The sequence below is a fragment of the Methylobacterium sp. Leaf466 genome, from assembly GCF_001425565.1.
In the GTDB taxonomy this organism is placed as follows: Bacteria; Pseudomonadota; Alphaproteobacteria; order Rhizobiales; family Beijerinckiaceae; genus Methylobacterium.
On the sequence record NZ_LMRC01000020.1, the window covers coordinates 15,093 to 31,974 of the forward strand.

14 protein-coding genes are annotated in these 16,882 nt (G+C 70.1%); 9 read left to right on the plus strand and 5 right to left on the minus strand.

Annotated elements, in window-relative coordinates; all coding sequences use genetic code 11:
* The first annotated feature begins 162 nt into the window (after nt 1-162).
* Nucleotides 163-1,785 (plus strand): ribosomal protection-like ABC-F family protein, encoded by a 1,623-nt coding sequence (abc-f, locus tag ASG59_RS09455; protein WP_056408536.1) that lies wholly within the window; start codon nt 163-165, stop codon nt 1,783-1,785.
* Between the two features lie 40 nt (nt 1,786-1,825).
* Here the strand turns inward: abc-f and ASG59_RS09460 are convergent, their stop codons facing one another.
* Entirely contained in the window at nt 1,826-2,440 is a 615-nt protein-coding gene (locus ASG59_RS09460; protein WP_056408539.1) for a phosphatase PAP2 family protein, read from the minus strand.
* 99 nt (nt 2,441-2,539) lie between these two features.
* Nucleotides 2,540-4,690 carry a TonB-dependent receptor gene (locus ASG59_RS09465; RefSeq protein ID WP_244475683.1) on the minus strand — a complete coding sequence of 717 codons (2,151 nt, stop codon included), beginning with the start codon at nt 4,688-4,690 and terminating at the stop codon, nt 2,540-2,542.
* Between the two features lie 345 nt (nt 4,691-5,035).
* Between ASG59_RS09465 and ASG59_RS09470 the strand changes: the two genes are divergently transcribed.
* A complete protein-coding gene (locus tag ASG59_RS09470) occupies nt 5,036-6,082 on the plus strand; it encodes an endonuclease/exonuclease/phosphatase family protein (RefSeq protein WP_244475684.1) in 1,047 nt (348 codons plus the stop codon).
* A gap of 273 nt (nt 6,083-6,355) precedes the next feature.
* Here ASG59_RS09470 and ASG59_RS09475 read toward each other — a convergent pair whose 3' ends face one another.
* Complete coding sequence (locus tag ASG59_RS09475) at nt 6,356-7,156, minus strand: pentapeptide repeat-containing protein (protein ID WP_056282372.1); 801 nt, start codon at nt 7,154-7,156, stop codon at nt 6,356-6,358.
* Between the two features lie 230 nt (nt 7,157-7,386).
* Between ASG59_RS09475 and ASG59_RS09480 the strand changes: the two genes are divergently transcribed.
* Nucleotides 7,387-8,067 (plus strand): Crp/Fnr family transcriptional regulator, encoded by a 681-nt coding sequence (locus ASG59_RS09480; RefSeq protein WP_056408545.1) that lies wholly within the window; start codon nt 7,387-7,389, stop codon nt 8,065-8,067.
* Nucleotides 8,068-8,124: 57 nt separating this feature from the next.
* Here ASG59_RS09480 and ASG59_RS09485 read toward each other — a convergent pair whose 3' ends face one another.
* A complete protein-coding gene (locus tag ASG59_RS09485) occupies nt 8,125-9,018 on the minus strand; it encodes a LysR family transcriptional regulator (protein ID WP_056408548.1) in 894 nt (297 codons plus the stop codon).
* Nucleotides 9,019-9,158: 140 nt separating this feature from the next.
* On the opposite strand from ASG59_RS09485, the gene ASG59_RS09490 reads away from it, so the two are divergent.
* Genes ASG59_RS09490 through ASG59_RS09515 form a run of 6 tightly spaced genes read left to right on the plus strand, consistent with a single transcriptional unit; the run spans nt 9,159 to nt 15,633 of the window.
* On the plus strand, nt 9,159-9,554 hold the full coding sequence (locus ASG59_RS09490; RefSeq protein WP_056408563.1) for a cupin domain-containing protein: 396 nt from the start codon (nt 9,159-9,161) through the stop codon (nt 9,552-9,554).
* A gap of 44 nt (nt 9,555-9,598) precedes the next feature.
* Nucleotides 9,599-10,837: an MFS transporter gene (locus ASG59_RS09495; protein ID WP_055883149.1), complete on the plus strand. Its 1,239-nt coding sequence runs from the start codon at nt 9,599-9,601 to the stop codon at nt 10,835-10,837.
* Nucleotides 10,834-11,322: a cyclophilin-like fold protein gene (locus ASG59_RS09500; protein ID WP_244472306.1), complete on the plus strand. Its 489-nt coding sequence runs from the start codon at nt 10,834-10,836 to the stop codon at nt 11,320-11,322. The genes ASG59_RS09495 and ASG59_RS09500 overlap by 4 nt, the downstream gene beginning before the upstream one ends.
* Complete coding sequence (locus tag ASG59_RS09505; RefSeq protein ID WP_056408552.1) at nt 11,319-12,362, plus strand: SMP-30/gluconolactonase/LRE family protein; 1,044 nt, start codon at nt 11,319-11,321, stop codon at nt 12,360-12,362. Before ASG59_RS09500 ends, ASG59_RS09505 begins: the two co-directional genes overlap by 4 nt.
* Before the next feature lie 35 nt (nt 12,363-12,397).
* Entirely contained in the window at nt 12,398-14,815 is a 2,418-nt protein-coding gene (locus tag ASG59_RS09510; RefSeq protein ID WP_056408555.1) for a membrane-bound PQQ-dependent dehydrogenase, glucose/quinate/shikimate family, read from the plus strand.
* Between the two features lie 50 nt (nt 14,816-14,865).
* On the plus strand, nt 14,866-15,633 hold the full coding sequence (locus ASG59_RS09515; RefSeq protein ID WP_056408556.1) for an SDR family oxidoreductase: 768 nt from the start codon (nt 14,866-14,868) through the stop codon (nt 15,631-15,633).
* Nucleotides 15,634-15,644: 11 nt separating this feature from the next.
* Here the strand turns inward: ASG59_RS09515 and ASG59_RS09520 are convergent, their stop codons facing one another.
* Nucleotides 15,645-16,538 carry a LysR family transcriptional regulator gene (locus ASG59_RS09520; protein WP_056282355.1) on the minus strand — a complete coding sequence of 298 codons (894 nt, stop codon included), beginning with the start codon at nt 16,536-16,538 and terminating at the stop codon, nt 15,645-15,647.
* Nucleotides 16,539-16,882 lie beyond the last annotated feature (344 nt).

Below are 16,882 nucleotides of genomic sequence, written 5' to 3' on the forward strand. Positions count from 1 at the left end.
AAGCCGCGCATCGCCGCCTGACAAGCCGCGCATCGCCGCCTGACAAGCCGCGCATCGCCGCCTGACGCACCGAGGGAGAGCGGCGCCGGCCAGGGCGCGTCCCTTCCACTGCGGTCATCCATGCCGTAAGGGCGCTGGGTAATCCCGGGGTCCATCGCGCGCATGATCCGTCTTGAGAAAATCGGCAAGCAGAACGGCCGGCAAATCGTCTTCATCGAGGCGTCCGCCGCTCTCCAGAAGGGGGAGAAGGTCGGGCTCGTGGGCCCCAACGGCGCCGGCAAGACCACGCTGTTCCGGATGATCACCGGCGAGGAGGAGCCCGACGAGGGCCAGGTCGCCACCGACAAGGGCATCACCATCGGCTATTTCAGCCAGGACGTCGGGGAGATGTCCGGCTGTTCGGTGGTCTCGGCGGTGATGGACGGGGCCGGGCCGGTGAGCGCCGTCGCCAAGGAGCTGAAGGCGTTGGAGGCGGGCCTCGCCGATCCCGACCGGATCGACGAGATGGATGCCCTGGTCGAACGCTACGGCGAGGTCCAGGCCCGTTTCGAGGAGCTCGACGGCTACGCCCTGGAGGGCCGGGCCTACGAGGTGCTGGCGGGCCTGAGCTTCAGCCAGGAGATGATGGACGGCGACGTCGGCAAGCTGTCGGGCGGCTGGAAGATGCGCGCGGCGCTGGCCCGCATCCTCCTCATGAACCCGGACGTGATGCTGCTCGACGAGCCCTCCAACCACCTCGACCTCGAGAGCCTGATCTGGCTCGAATCCTTCCTCAAGGGCTACGAGGGCGCGCTCCTGATGACCTCGCACGACCGCGAGTTCATGAACCGCATCGTCACGAAGATCGTGGAGATCGACGGCGGCACGCTGACGTCCTTCTCGGGCGACTATGCCTTCTACGAGCAGCAGCGGGCGCTCAACGAGACCCACCAGCAGGCGCAGTTCGAGCGCCAGCAGGCGATGCTCGCCAAGGAGATCAAGTTCATCGAGCGGTTCAAGGCGCGCGCCAGCCACGCCGCCCAGGTCCAGAGCCGGGTGAAGAAGCTCGACAAGATCGAGCGGGTCGAGCCGCCCCGGCGCCGGCAATCGGTGGCGTTCGAGTTCCAGCCCGCGCCGCGCTCGGGCGACGACGTCGCGATGCTCCGGAACGTCCACAAGCGCTACGGCGCCCGCACGATCTACGAGGGACTCGACTTCTCGATCCGGCGCCGGGAGCGTTGGTGCGTGATGGGGATCAACGGTGCGGGCAAGTCGACGCTCCTGAAGCTGGTCACCGGCGCGACGCAGCCCGACGACGGCGCGGTGGCGCTGGGCGGCAGCGTCAAGCTGGGCTACTTCGCCCAGCATGCGATGGACCTGCTCGGCGGCGAGCTGACGGTGTTCCAGGACCTGGAGCGGTCGTTCCCGCAGGCCGGGCAGGGGTCGCTGCGGGCGCTCGCCGGCTGCTTCGGGTTTTCCGGCGACGACGTCGAGAAGCGATGCCGGGTGCTGTCGGGGGGCGAGAAAGCCCGGCTGGTGATGGCCAAGATGCTGTTCGATCCGCCGAACTTTCTCGTCCTCGACGAGCCCACCAACCACCTCGACATGGGCACGAAGGAGATGCTGATCGCGGCGCTCTCCGGCTTCGAGGGCACCATGCTGTTCGTCAGCCACGACCGCCACTTCCTGGCCGCCCTCTCCAATCGCGTCCTCGAGGTGACCCCGGAGGGCATCCACCAGTACGGCGGCGGCTACACCGAATACGTGGCCCGTACCGGCCAGGAGGCGCCGGGCCTGCGCAGCTGATCGTGGACGGACGGTCTGTCGCTGGGCGAACCCGGTCCAGTTACCGCCTGGGATCGGCCGGCCGGGGGCTCCCGCAGATCGCGTCGGCGGTCGCCTCCGCGGCGATTCCGATGAGCGAGCCGACCACCACGTCGGACGGGAAATGGGCGCCCCGGAGCATCTGGACGGCCACGATCCCGGCCGCGGTCGCATAGACCGGGGTACGGACCTCCGGATAGGCACGGCCCACCGCCCTGGCCACGGCGACGCTCAGCGCGGAATGGCCCGAGGGAAACGACTGCCAGGGCCCGACGTTCGGGCCGAGCCACCCCTTCTGGTAGCGCCCCGTGTCCATCAGCACGTTGGGCCGGGTGCGGTGGACGACCCGCTTCACGCTCGTCTTGACGACGCTGGCCAAGACGCCGCTCACGAGCATCTGGCGGCCGGCCGCGGCCAGGCGCCGATCCCCCGAGGCGAGCCCGAACGCCAGGGTGCCCACGGACAGGGCGAGGAGCGATTGCCAGCTCCCGACCTCGCTGGCGCTCGCCAGCGCCCGCACGCCGAGGTGATCCTTGGCACGGGCCAGGGACACGCCGAGGGCGATGTCCGCGGCCTCGATCCCGGCGATGCCGGAGCGTAGACGGTCGGCGAAACGATGGTCGTCGAGAGGAAGCATGGCCGACAACGCGGTCCTCGCCGGAACGTTCGCGCAACGACACGCTGCCCCGATGCCACCGCCCCGCGAGGGTCCGCCTTCGCCGGACGGAGGGGCTCCTCAGAACCGCGCGGTCAGGAAGAGCCGGACGTTGCGGCCGGGCAGCAGGATCTCGTCTTTCTTGAACGAGGCCGAGTTGCGGATATCGCTGTCCAGGAGGTTGCGACCCTGGAGGCCGAGGGTCACCTCGCGCGCCCCGTAGACCGCCGGGTCCAGGGGCTTGGTGTAGCTCACCTCCGCGCGCAGGTCGTCGTAGCCGGGGGTGACGGTCTCGAACGGTGCGGTCTCCCGGTGATCGAAGGCGTGCAGCAGGTTGATGCGCGCGAACCAGCCGTCCGCCCGGAGGAAGGCGCCGCCGCCGACACGATGGGGCGGGATGCGCGGCACGTTGGAGCCGTCGTCGAACTGCGCCCGCACGAAGTCGTACTGAGCCTCGAAGCCGGCAAAGCCGTTGCCCACCGGCAGGACATCGAGCTGGGCCGCGATTTCGGCGCCGTAGAAGGCGGCGTTGGCCTGCGAGTAGACGATCTGGCGCAGTTCGTCGCCGCTGCCGCAGGACGCGAAGTCGTCGTCGCAGCGGTTGCCGGTGTCGCGCTTGTAGATGAAGCCGGTGTAGCGGGTGTAGTACCCGGTCGCGTCGAGCCGCAGCGGCCCGTCGGCCTTGCGGATGCTGACCTCCACCGTGCGTGCGCGCTCCAGCTTGAGCCGCGGGTCGCCGATCTCGAAGGTCGCGGTCGCGTCGTGGGGTCCCTGCGAGAACAATTCGTAGCCGGTGGGGCCGCGCTCAACGTAGGAACCGTTGACGGCGCCCACGAAGCCGTAGGGGAGGTCCTGCAGCGCGCCGAAGCTGGCGCTCTTGGGCGCGAACCGGCGGGTCAGCGCGAACTGGGCCGGATCCTCGTCCGCCACCGGCAGGTAGTCGCGCGGGAACTGCGTCACCGTGCTGTTGAGGCGGTCGCCCTCGATGCGACCGGCTCCCTGGAAGCGCAGCCCGTTGCCGACCGCGAGTTCCTCGAACAGGTAGAGCGCGTGCGAGCGCGACTCGGTCGGCGGCAGGAAGGCCTCGCCCTGGGTCGAGATCACCCGCCGCCCGCTCTGGAGGCCGAGCGCCCCGGTGAGGACGCCGAAGGGGAGGGTGACGGGCACGTGCTGCAGCTCGATCCTGCCCTCGGCTTCGCGGTTCTTGAACGTCGCCTGGATGCCGTCGAGGCCGTTGCCGCCGATGCCGCGCTCGTCGTGGCGGTAGACCGAGTAGCCGGCCCAGTAGCGGATGACCTCCAGCGGTCCGTCGAGCGGGCGATACTCGCCGCGCGACAGCACCTTGTCCTGGCGCGGATCGAGGCGGGTGCGGTTCTCGGCCGCCTCTCCGCCGGGGATCTGGTAGAGGGCGTCGTAGTGGCTGAACGAGATGCCGGCAAAGCCCCGGTCGCCGATGGCCGAGATGCCGACCGACCCGCCCTGCGTCTCGGTGGCGGAGTTGCGCTGGATGCCCCCCGGGATCGCGTAGGAATCGGTGGCCGTCCTGACCCCGTCGGCATGCACCGCGATGCCGTCGTGGCCGGCATCGACGGTGGCGGCACCGAGCCGCCCGTTGTCGACGGTGGAGTACCCGGTGGTGACCTGCCCCGACACACCGCCCGCCGGGATGAAGGTCGGCACGCGGTTGTTCTCGGCCGACACGACGCCGCCGATCGCGCCCGATCCGTAGCGCAGCGTCGCCGGCCCGCGGATCACCTCGATCCGGTCGGACACCAGCGGGTTGATCGGCACCGCGTGGTCCTCGCCGAGTTCCGATACGTCGCCGGTGACGATACCGTTCTCCTGGATGCGCACCCGGGCGTTGTCGAGGCCTCGGATGATCGGGCGGCTGGCGGCCCCCGGCGCGTAGGTCGAGCTCGCAATGCCGGGTCGGTCCGACAGGGCGTCGCCGAGGGTGCGCGGCTGGTCGCGGCCGATCTGCTCGCGGGTCACCACCGTGACCGGCGAATAGGTGCCGGCCACGACCGGAAGGACGCCCGTGGGAAAGCTCGACCCGGAGACGAGCCCCCGTCCGGGCTGGATCGGGCTCGGCGACGTCACGCTGAGTTCCTCGAGGGTCACGGGCGCCGCCGTCTGCGCGTGGACACCGACCGACCAGGCCGCGAGCGGAAGGGTGGCCAGGACCACGCGGCGAGGAACCATGCGGGTCAGGACGGTCGTCGACGAAGACATGGTCGCCTCGGTGCAATGTGATAGTGTTGCACTAACGGCCCTCCGCCGGCGGACGCAATCGCGAAGTGCGAACCCCGTGATCGGACGAAGCGAGTGTAATGTTATTACAACAGGTCCGGGCGGCCCGTCGTCGCCGTGGTCGGCGGCGGGCCGCAGGTGAAACCGGAACCGCCTTCCGTCCGACGTCATTGCGTCATCCGGGGGTCCGGTCCGCGTCGTATTCGCGGGGAAGGGGGCGACGCCTGGGTGCGATCGCCCGGTATCGACGGCCACCCGTGCCGCGGTCGGACCCGCCGTCCGGTCGATCCGCCGGATCGGGCCACCACCGCGGCGATGGAGACGGATGTGACCTTCTTGACCATGGCCCTGAAGGGCATCGCGGCGCTCCTGGTGCTGGCGACCGCGCTTCCCCTCATCAGGACGAACGTCGGCCTGGTCCGCAGCCTCGATTTTCCGAGGCTCCAGATCGCCGTCGCCCTCGCCGCCTGCCTCGTCGGTCTGCTCGTCGTCAGCCGCGACGCGACCGCTCTGGTCCTCGCGGTGGCGATGGCCGGCGCCCTCGTCCTCCAGGCCCGCCACATCCTGCCATTCACGCCCTTGGCCACGACCCAGGCGAAGGCCGCTGCGGCTGGGGACCCCGGAGCCCACCTGAGCCTGCTCGTCCTCAACGTGCTGGAGTCCAACCGGGACTACGCCCGCGCCCTCGACCTCCTCGTGAGGGAATCGCCGGACCTCATCCTCCTGCTGGAGACCGATGCCGCCTGGCAATCGGCGATGGCGCCGCTGCGCGAGCGGTATCCGCACCGGGTCGAGCAGCCGCAGGACAACACCTACGGGCTGCTGTTCTTCTCACGTCTGCCCCTGCGCGACCCCACCATCCGCTACCTGCTTCAGGAGGACGTGCCGTCGTTGCGCACGACACTCGTCCTCGGCGACGGCGAGCCGGTGACCTTCTACGGCATCCACCCGCGCCCGCCGCATCCGGGCCATAGCAGCGCGCCGCGCGACGCCGAACTCGTCATGGTCGCGCGGGAGATCGAGAAGGGGGAGGGCCCCACCATCGTTGCGGGCGACCTCAACGACGTGGCGTGGTCGCGCACGACGCAGTTGTTCCAGAACATCAGCGGCCTCCTCGATCCCCGCCAGGGTCGTGGCCTCTTCGCGACCTTCCACGCGCATTATCCCTTCGCGCGCTGGCCCCTCGACCACGTCTTCTTCAGCGAGCATTTTCTGCTGTCCAGGCTGAAGCGGCTCGACGGCGTCGGCTCCGATCATTTCCCGATCTCGGTCACCCTGTGCCGCGCACCGCACGCAGCGGCCGTGCAGGACAAACCCTCCGCCACGGCGGAAGACCACGAAGATGCGCAGGCGGCGATCGAGGCCGTGCGCTGAACTTGCCGGACCATCCCTCGGCTCGCCGGTGGCGACCCAGTCCCAAATGGTCCGGCCCGAGGGCTCGACCTCGCGGGCGAGACCGGTGGGATCGCATCCGGCACGGACCGGATCGACCATCCGCGGCCGCGCATGCGGAACGGGTCTCGGGCATCGGATAAAGACCTCGCGCGAAAGCGTTCTCGATCGCCACCGAAGCCGGGGCGATCCCGGATGCGACGAGTGGTCTTGGACGCGGTCTGCGCGGTCGAGGGTCGGGTGAGGGAACGCGGCTCAATCGGCGGCCTGGGTGATGGCGCGGTCGACGTTCACCCGGGCCGCCCAGTCCTTCGTGCTGTCCTGGCCCTTGAGCGAGATGAGCCGGGCGCCGCTCACGTCGACGTTCTTGAAGTCCGCGCCCGTGACCGTCGCGCCCGTGAGGTTGGCGCCCGACAGGTCGGAGCCCATCAGCACCACGTCGGTCAGGTCGGCATCGGTCAGGTTGGCGTATTCCAGGCGCGAGCGACCGAGGTTCGCCCCCTTCAGGTTGGCGCCCTTCAGGTTCACCGAAACGAAGACGGCGCGCATCAGGCCCATGGACTGGTTCTTGATGTCGGCGCCCCCCTTGAGGTCGACCAGCGTCGCCCCGGCCATGTTGGCGCCCCTGAAGTCGCCGATGGGCATGGAGCGGCTGAGGTCGGCCCCGCTGAGGTTCGCGTCGCGGGCGGTGATGCCGAACATCTTGGCGCCGACGAGCTTGGCGCCGGAGAGGTCGGCCTTGATGAACCAGGCCTGCTCCAAGTTCGCGCCGGTCAGGTCGGCACCACGCAGGTTCGCCGTGTTGAGGCGGGCGGTTCGCAGGTTCGCGCCCTTCAGGTTCAGGCCCGATAGGTCGAGCCCGGCGAGTGCCTTGTCGGAGAGGTCGATGGGCTTGCCGTCGGCCTTGGCGATCATCGCCTCGACGTCGGACCGGGTCATCTCGGCCGTGGTCATCGCCGCCGAGCCCATGTCGGCCCCGAGCAGGAGATCCTGCTCGGCGTGGGCCGGGGCGGCCAGGAGGATGGACGCAAGCAGAAGGGGGGCGAGGCGGCGCATCGGTTTCTCCCGGTCACTTCGCCCGAGCCCAGGGAAAGCCTATGCTTCCCCATGATGTCGCCCGAACGGATTCTTGTTGTCTGCCGACGGTGGTAGTGAGGGCGCTCGCAACCGTCTGTGACCCAGGTCACCGAGGTCTGTGGATCCCGAGACTTTCATGCATCGACCGGGGCATCGAAGCGACCGGGGCATGGCGGCGACCGACGACCGCCAGCCCGAGGAGGATCATCATGCAAAGCGCCCATCAGATCGAGCGCTGGATCGAGCGCTTTCCGGTGGTCCGGGATTTCAGCGCGAGCCATCTCCAACTCGCGCGGGGCACCGTCGCCTTCCCCACGCTCGAGGCGGGCGCGATCGCCTACGAGCTCGAAGATCCTTGCGCGAATTACCTCATGTGCATCGATGGCCGGACCAGGGTCTTCCGGATGTCGGAGGGCGGCCGGGAGATGCTGATCTACAAGGTCGGGGCCGGCGGCACCTGCGTCCTGACCACCCAGTGCCTGCTGTCGGGCGGTGGCTTCCCGGCGCAGAGCGTCGCGGAGGCGCGGACCGAGCTGGCGGCTTTGCCGGCCGACACCTTCCGCCAGCTGATGCGGGACAGCACCGCCTTCCGGGACTTCGTCCTCGACAACTACACCAAGCTCCTGTCGGCGGTCTTCGACCTCGTCGAGGAAATCGCCTTCGCACCCCTGGAGCAGCGCCTCGCCCGGCGGCTGCTGGCCGAGGCCGACGCGCACGGCATCGTCTGGAAGACGCACCAGCAACTCGCGTCCGACGTCGGGAGCGTGCGCGAGGTCGTCAGCCGCCTCCTCGGGGAATGGGCGGACGGCGGCCTGGTCGAAATTCGTCGGGGTCAAGTTCAGGTCATCGACCGGGCCGCGTTGACGGCCGGAAGGCCGAACCACCATTGAACCAACCCATCGGGAGTCGCTGTCCGGATGCCGGAGTGCAGTCGGATCGATGCTCCGTCACGACCGGTAGCGCAGTGCCTCGACCAGCAGGGCGAACGCAGGCGAAGGCCGGCTGCGCGACGGGTAGTAAAGGTGATAGCCGGAGAATGGCGGGCACCAGTCATCCAACACCCGAACGAGTCGGCCGTCGTCCAGGCATGCCTGAACCTGGTCCTGTGACAGGTAGGCGATCCCAAAACCGCCGAGCGCCGCCTCCTGGATCAGGGAAACGGTGTTGAAGACGAGTTGCCCCTCCACCCAGACGCGGACATTCCGTCCGCCTTTCTCGAACTCCCAGGCGTAGAGCCCCCCGTGCGTCGGCTGGCGCAGGGTGATGCAGGAATGGTCGGTGAGCTCCTCAGGTCGTCGCGGAATCGGACGATCCGCCAGGTAGGAGGGCGCCGCCACGGCTGCCATGCGCATGTCGGGGCTGATCCGGACCGCGGCCATATCCTTGGCCACCGTCCCGCCCAACCGAACGCCGGCGTCGATGCCCTCTGCGACGATGTCGGTCAGGCCGTAGTCGACGATCGTCTCGACCTTGATCTCCGGGTGGTCGGGTAGGACCCGGCGCAGGGCGGGCCAGAGAATCGTTCGCGCCGCGTGCTCGTCCGCGGTGATCCGAATGGTTCCGGCCGGCTTGCCGCGGATCTCGGCCAGATCGACGAGGCCGGCCTCGATCTCGTCGAAGCGCGGCCCCACGGCCTTGAGAAGGCGCTGGCCGGCCTCGGTCGCCGATACGCTTCGCGTCGTGCGCGCGAGCAGCCGTATGCCGAGGCGCGCTTCCAGCGCCCGGACGGTCTGGCTGAGGGCCGGCTGCGACACCCCGATCTGTGCAGCCGCCTTCGTGAAGCTACCCGCCCGCGCCACGGCGACGAAGGCGCTCAGGTCGTTGAGGCTCTCGCGCAACATCCATAAGTCCTGCTCATAACCCCATGTTCATTTGAACATCTAATCGGGTCCGATCTCGAGCGCTAGCTTCCGATCCGGCATCGCAGGCGGCTCCAAGCCGTCCGGACACGCAAGCCGATCGGATACGACGGAGCATGGCCATGGACATCAGACGCGTGGGCTCGCAGCCCTCTCGCAAGGGCCCGGGCGAGTGGTTCACCGGTACGGTCCGCATCGATCCGCTCTTCGACGCGACGGAGCCCGCCCGGACCAGCGCTGCCCTCGTCACCTTCGAGCCGGGCGCCCGCACGGCCTGGCACACCCATCCGCTCGGGCAGACGCTGGTCGTCACGGCCGGTTGCGGTCGGGTCCAGCGCGAGGGCGGTCCCATCGAGGAGATCCGTCCCGGGGACGTGGTCTGGTTTCCGGCCGGCGAAAAGCACTGGCACGGCGCCGGCCCGACCACCGCGATGAGCCACATGGCCATCCAGGAAGCGCTGAACGGCAGTCCCGTCGACTGGATGGAGACAGTCTCCGACCGGCAGTACGGCGCCTGAATCTCGCCCTCGACCTTCGACACCCTGGGAGCGGCGGCTTGCCCATGAACCCGAACGAAGCCTGCGCGGACGAGGCTGCCCTCCGGCACGAGACACCGGCCGCCGGATGGGGCGCGGTCTTCGCACTGACCCTCTGCGTCGGGACGCTGATCGCCTCCGAGTTCATGCCCGTCAGCCTGCTGACGCCGCTGGCCGCCGACCTGCAGATGACCGAAGGGCACGCCGGCCAGGCCATCGCCGTCTCCGGCCTCTTCGCGGTGCTGACGAGCCTCGTCATCTCGTCGTCCACCCGCGGGATCGACCGCCGCACCGTTCTGCTGGCGCTCACCGTCCTGATGATCGCCTCGGGCCTGATGGTGGCCTTCGCGCCGAACACCGTGGTCTTCATGGCCGGGCGCGCCCTAGTCGGCGTCGTCATCGGCGGTTTCTGGTCGATGTCGACCGCCACGGTGATGCGTCTCGTGCCGGCCGCCGAGCTTCCGCGCGCCCTTGGCCTGCTCAACGGCGGCAACGCCCTGGCGACCACGGTGGCCGCACCGCTGGGCAGCTTCCTCGGGGCGCACATCGGCTGGCGCGGGGCCTTCTTCTGCGTCGTCCCGCTGGGGTGCGTGACGCTGGCCTGGCTTTTCATGAGCCTGCCCGCGATGCCCTCCGACCGGACGGCCCGGGGCGGTACGGTGTTCCGGGTGCTGCGCCGGCGCCAGGTCCCCCTCGGGATGCTGTCGGTGGCGCTGTTCTTTCTGGGGCAGTTCGCCCTCTACACCTATCTGCGTCCGTTCCTCGAGACGGTCCCGCGCGTCGACGTGACGACGCTCTCCCTGATCCTGTTCGGCACCGGCGCGGCGGGGCTCATCGGCAGCTACCTCATCGGATTCCTGCTGACGTCACGCCTCTTCAGCCTCCTCATCGTCATTCCCCTCCTGATGGCGGCCATCGCGGTCGCCCTGACGATGGTCGGCGGTTCTCCGGCGGCGTCGGCCATCCTGCTCGCCGGATGGGGTCTCGTCGCGACCGCGGCACCCGTGGCGTGGTGGACCTGGCTGAGCCGGGCGCTTCCCGACGAGGCCGAGGCCGGCGGCGGGCTGCTGGTCGCGGTGGTGCAACTGGCGATCGCGCTCGGCGCCACCCTCGGCGGCCTCGCCTACGACGCGAGCGGCTACCGCGCCACCTTCGCCGTCAGCGCCGTCGCGCTGTGCGCCTCGGCGCTCGCCGCCACCCTCGCCTGGCGCCAGAGGCCGCTCGAAGCCGGTTCCACCCCGCACGGGCAGGAGGCCCTCACATGAAACGCAGCGCACGCGCCGCGACGCTCCTGACCGTGATCCTGGCCTCCAGCCTGGCCGCAGGAGCCATCGTCCACGCAGAGCCCGCCCAGGACCGGCGGCCACCCTCGACTCCCACCAGAAAGGCGCCCGCGATGGAAAGCGTCCTGATCCGGTTCGGCGGCGAAACCGTCACCGCGACCCTGGAGCCCGGCGAGGCCGCCCGTGCCTTCCGGGCGCTGCTGCCACTCACCCTGAAGCTGACCGACTACAACGCCACCGAAAAGATCGCCGATCTGCCCCGGCGACTCCCGGTCCTGGGCGAGCCGGCCGGCATCGACCCGGAGCCCGGCGACCTCACCTATTACGCCCCCTGGGGCAACCTCGCGATCTTCTACAAGGATTTCGGATCTTCGCGCGGGCTCGTTCGCCTGGGCCGGCTGAGCCGCATCCCCGATGCGTTCCGCCAGCCCGGACCGGTCACGGTGACCATCGAGCCGGCCCCGTGACGGGCAAGCCCCCGAGGTCGCGGGTCCTCGCCCGGACTCTCCTCGTCCTGGCCTGCCTCATGGGGACGGCCGGAGGGACCTTGGCCGACGAGGCGCCCGGCGCGCTGGGGTACGACGCGCGGACGCGCGGACCGGTGCCCATTCCGCCCGGCGAGCGCGATCTGCAAAGCGTCGTCGCACAGCCCTGGTTCAAGGTCTCCGACGCGGGGATCCCCCTGGAGGGCCCGGCCTTCGACCGGGCAGGGGACTTGCTGTTCACCGATGCCGGGGCCGGAAGGGTGCTGCGCCTCACACCCGACAGGCGCCTCGCCACGGTCGTGCCCGCCAACGCCCTGAACCTCGGTGGTCTCGCGATCCATCGGGACGGGCGCATCTTCGCCGCCGGAACCGGCGGCTTCAGGCGCGGCTCCATCGTCTCGGTGCGACCGGACGGATCGGATCTGCGGACCGTCATCGCCCCGGATGCGGGCCACGTGGTCAACGACCTCGTCTTCGATGCGCAGGGGGGCTTCTACTTCACCGACTTCCGCGGCACCTCCACCGACCCGAAGGGCGGCGCCTACTACGTCACGCCGGACCTCGGGACCGTCACGGCGGTCCTGCCAAACCTCGCCATGGCCAACGGCGTGGCGCTCAGCCCGGACGGCAAGACCCTTTGGATCACCGAGTTCGGCCGCAACCTCCTGCACCGGGTCGACCTCGCCGACGCGACCACGCCCACGCCGCTCGGGACGACGGTGGCCTACCACTTCACCGGTCCGGCGCCCGACTCGATGCGCGTGGATTCCGACGGAAACCTCTATGTCGCCCTCTACGGCCAGGGCCGGATCCTCGCGTTCAACCGCAACGGCATCCCTATCGGGCAGGTGCTGCTGCCGGGCCGGGACGACGGCCACAACCTGAACTCCACCAGCATGGCGCTGCGGCCCGGCACGGACGACCTCCTCATCGTCACGAACGACGGCGCGGGCGGCCAGGGCTCGACGATCTTCCATTCCCGGGCCTTCGCGAAGGCACTGCCGCTCTTCTCTCATCGATGACGCCGGCCCCCGATCCGACAACGGAAACCACCACCATGAGAACCAACGAAACGGTGTCCCTGCCGGCGCCCGCGGCAGGCCCGGACGGCCGCGTGACGGTCTGGACGAGACGCGCGGTTGCCGCCCTCTTCATGGTCGTCGGGCTCGGCCTCGGTGCCGGGGGTGCGGCGCTGGCCTGGTACGGTGGATCGCCGTACTACCTGCTGACCGGGGTCGCTGTCCTCGCGAGCGGCATCATGGTCTGGCCCCGCGATCCGCGTGGCATTCCGCTCTATGCCGCGATGCTGATCTGGACGACCGCCTGGGCGGTCTGGGAGGTGGGCTTCGAGCCCTGGCAGCTCCTGCCCCGCCTGCTCGCGCCCTTCGTCCTCGGCTTGGCGCTCCTGCTTCCTGCCGTGCGACGCGCCGGGCCACGCCGGCCGGCGGCGGCCCTGGGCTGGCCGGCCTTCGCGGGCGCGCTCATCCTCGCCCTGGCGGCAGGCGGCCTTCTCCACCCGGACGGACCGGCCGAACCCATCCTTCGCCGGGGCATCGCCGACCGTGCCCCAGGCCCCCTGGCGCAACCGCTCGCGCGGATCGACCGCGAGGATTGGCCGGCCTTCGGCAACGACCAGGGCGGCACCCGTTTCAGTCCGCTCGCCGATTTGACCCCGCAGAACGTCGGCGGGCTCGAGGTCGCGTGGGAGGCCGAGACCGGCCCCGACACACCCGGACCGGCGACCGCCCTGGAGGCGACGCCGATCATGGTCGGTGACGCCCTCTACCTGTGCGACGGCCACAACCGCGTGCTCGCCCTCGACGCCGAAACGGGCCGCGAGCGCTGGCGCCACGACATGTCGAACGGCACCCCGCCCTCCGGCAAGCCCTGCCGCGGTGTCGCCCATTACGCCGTGCCGGACATGACCGGCCCGTGCGCGCACCGCGTCATCGCCGCGAGCCAGACGCCGGAGCTGATCGCCCTCGACGCGGCGACCGGCCAGCCCTGCACCGATTTCGGCAAGGACGGCCGGGTCGACCTTCGCGAGGGCATCAGCGCCTATCCCAGAGGCCAGTACTACGTGAGTTCGGCCCCGCAGATCATCCGTGGCAAGGCGGTGGTCGGCGGCGGCATCCCCGACGGCCAGTTCTGGGGCGGCCCGTCCGGCGTGATCCGCGCCTTCGACGCCCGCACGGGCGACCTCGCCTGGGCGTTCGATCCCGGCCATCCCGACCGCATCGGCGCGCCGCCCCCGGGCGAGACCTATACGCCGTCCTCGCCTAACAGCTGGGCGCCGATCAGCGCCGACGAGGCGCTGGGGCTGGTCTACCTGCCGATGGGCAACGCCACGCCGGACAACTTCGGCGGCCTGCGCCGGCCGTTCGACGAGGAGGTCTCCAGCGCCGTCATCGCCCTCGACGCCGAAACGGGGCGCCTGCGCTGGAGCTTCCAGGCGACCCACCATGACATCTGGGACTACGACACCCCATCGCAGCCAACCCTCGTCGACCTGCCCACCGCGAACGGGGTTCGCCCGGCCCTGATCCAGCCGACCAAGCGCGGCGAGGTCTTCGTGCTCGACCGCGAGACCGGTCGGCCCATCAAGCCCGTCACCGAAGTGGCGGCGCCGCAGGGCGACATCGGTGCCGGCGAACGCCTGGCGCCGACACAGCCCGCTTCCCTCGACCTTCCGGCCTTCCGGGGCGCGACCCTGCGGGAGTCCGACATGTGGGGCGCGACACCCCTCGACCAGATGCTCTGCCGCATCCTGTTCCGGCAATCGCGCTACGAGGGCCACCTGACGCCGATCACCCTGGGCAAGCCCGTCCTGATCGATCCGGGCTCGGTCGGCGGCGTGAACTGGGGCAGCGCCTCCATCGATGTCGACCGGGGCATCATGATCGCCAACTGGATGCGGTTCCCCGACCGGGTCGAGCTCGTGACCCGCGAGGTGGCGAACCAGCGCCAGCTCACGCTCTCGGACGGCCAAAGCCCCGGCGGCGACGCCGACCGGCCGATGCTGAACACGCCCTACGGTGCCTATGGCGGGTTGTTCATGTCGCCGCTCGGCGTACCCTGCACCGCCCCGCCCTGGGGCCTGACCGCCGCCGTGGACCTGACGAGCGGGCGACTGCTCTGGTCGAAGCCCCTCGGGACGGTGCGCGACACCGGTCCGCTCGACATTCCCTCGATGCTGCCGCTGACGGTGGGAACCCCGGTGTCCGGCGGCGCCGTCACCACGCGCGGCGGCCTCGTCTTCGTCGGCGCCAGCATGGACCGAACCTTCCGTGCCCTCGACGTCGCGACCGGCCGCGAACTCTGGCAGGCCCGGCTCCCCGGGGGCGGCAACGCCACGCCGATGACCTACCGAAGCCCGGTGAGCGGTCGCCAGTTCGTGGTGGTGGCGGCCGGCGGCAAGCCTCCGCTGGCCATCAGCCTCGGCACCAAGCTCGTCGCCTACGCGCTGCCGCGCTGATCCCGACAGCGGCTTTAGAAGTCCCCTTCGAACCCATCCTGGAGAAACCGATGTCCCTGGCCCATGATTTCACCGGCAAGATCGCCTTTGTGACGGGTGCGACCAGCGGCATCGGTCGCGCCGCCGCCCTGGCGTTCGCGAAGGCCGGCGCCGCCGTCACGGTCGCCGACGTATCCGAGGAGGGCAATCTCGAGACCGCCCGGCTGATCGAGGAGGCCGGCGGACGCGTGCTCGCGGTCCGGTGCGACGTCAGCGAGGCCGGGGACGTGAAGGCGGCGCTCGACCGGACGATTCAGACCTTCGGGCGGCTCGACGTCGCCTTCAACAACGCCGGCATCGAGCAGCCGATGGCGCCGGTCGCCGAGATCGAGGACGAGGACTTCGACCGCCTCGTCGCGATCAACCTGCGCGGCCTGTTCCTCTGCATGAAACATCAGGTCCCGCTGCTGCTGAAGGCCGGGGGTGGTGCCATCGTCAACACCTCGTCGGGTGCCGGCGTGAGGGGCTTCGCGGGCCAGGCCGCCTACGCCGCGACCAAGCATGGCGTGATCGGCATGACCAGGAGCGCCGCCCTCGACTATGCCAAGCACGGTATTCGCATCAACGCGATCTGCCCGGGCATCGTCGATACCCCGATGATGCAGCGTTTCACCGGGGGCACCCCGGACGGCATCGCACGGGTGATCGCCCAGGAACCCGTCGGACGGATGGGCAGGCCCGAGGAGATCGCGGCCGCCGTGCTGTACCTGTGCTCGGACCTCGCGGCCTTCACGATCGGGCACGCCATGGTGGTGGACGGTGGCCAGACGGTCGGCTGACTCCCGACCGCTCACCCTCGGTATCGGAGCGCCTCCAAGATGACCGTGAAGGCCGGCGCGGGCTGGCGGCGGCTCGGATAGTACAGGTGGTAGCCCGGGAAGGGCTCGCACCAGTCCTTCAGGAGACGGACCAACCTGCCCTCGGCCACGTCCTGCGCGACGTGGTCCTCCGGCAGGTAGGCCAACCCGAGCCCCGAGAGCGCCCCGTCCCGGATCAGGCGTAGGCTGGTGAACACCAGTTGCCCCTCGACGCGCACGGCGAGGGCCTGTCCCTTCCGCTCGAACTCCCAGGGATAGAACCCTCCGCGGGTCGGCCGGCGCAGGTTGATGCACCTGTGGGCGGTGAGGTCCTCGGGGTGCTTGGGCCTCGGGCGCTTCCTCAGGTAGGCCGGCGCCCCGACCACGGCCATGCGCATGTCCGGCCCGATCCGCACGGCGACCATGTCCTTCTCGATATGCTCGCCGATGCGCACGCCGGCGTCGAAGCGCTCGGCCACGATGTTGGTCAAGGCCTGCTCGGTGACGACCTCGACGGACACATCGGGATAATCCGGAAGCAGGCGCGCCAGGACCGGCCATAGGACCGTGACCGCCGCGTCCTCGGGCGCCGTGATGCGGACGGTGCCGGCGGGCTTGTCCCGCAGTTCCGTCAACGCGGACAGCTCGACCTCGATCTGCTCGAACTGCGGGCCCACGATCCGCAGCAGGCGCTCACCCGCCTCGGTCGGGATGGCACCGCGGGTGGACCGGGTCAGCAGGGGCACGCCGAGCCGGGCCTCGAGTCCTTTCAGGGCATGGCTGAGGGCCGATTGCGTGACGCCCAGGCGGGTCGCCGCGCGGGTGAAACTACCTTCCCGCGACACCGTCGCGAAGGACAGCAGGTCGGTCAGGTCCGTGCGCGCCATCGGCGACCTCTTCGATGCAGTCGGTTGATTGGGCGCGACCGCCAGCGACCGCGCCGTCGCCGATCCATAAGTTTGGCTCATGACCCTATGTGGCGAGACGGCACTAATCAACGAGGGGTGAGGCGCTACCCTAGAGTCGATCAAAGGTGCCCGTTTCGCCCCCGGGCATCCCCTTCGATGGCCCGCCATCGTGCCATCGCCCCCTACAGCAGGCCCGGAGACCACGATGGGAAGATCCGCAGATTACGACGTGAATCGGAGAGACCTGATGGTTGGAGCGTCGGCTGCCGCGACCCTTGGCGCCGTCCCGACGGTTGCGGGGGCCGCACCCGCGTCGGCCGGCG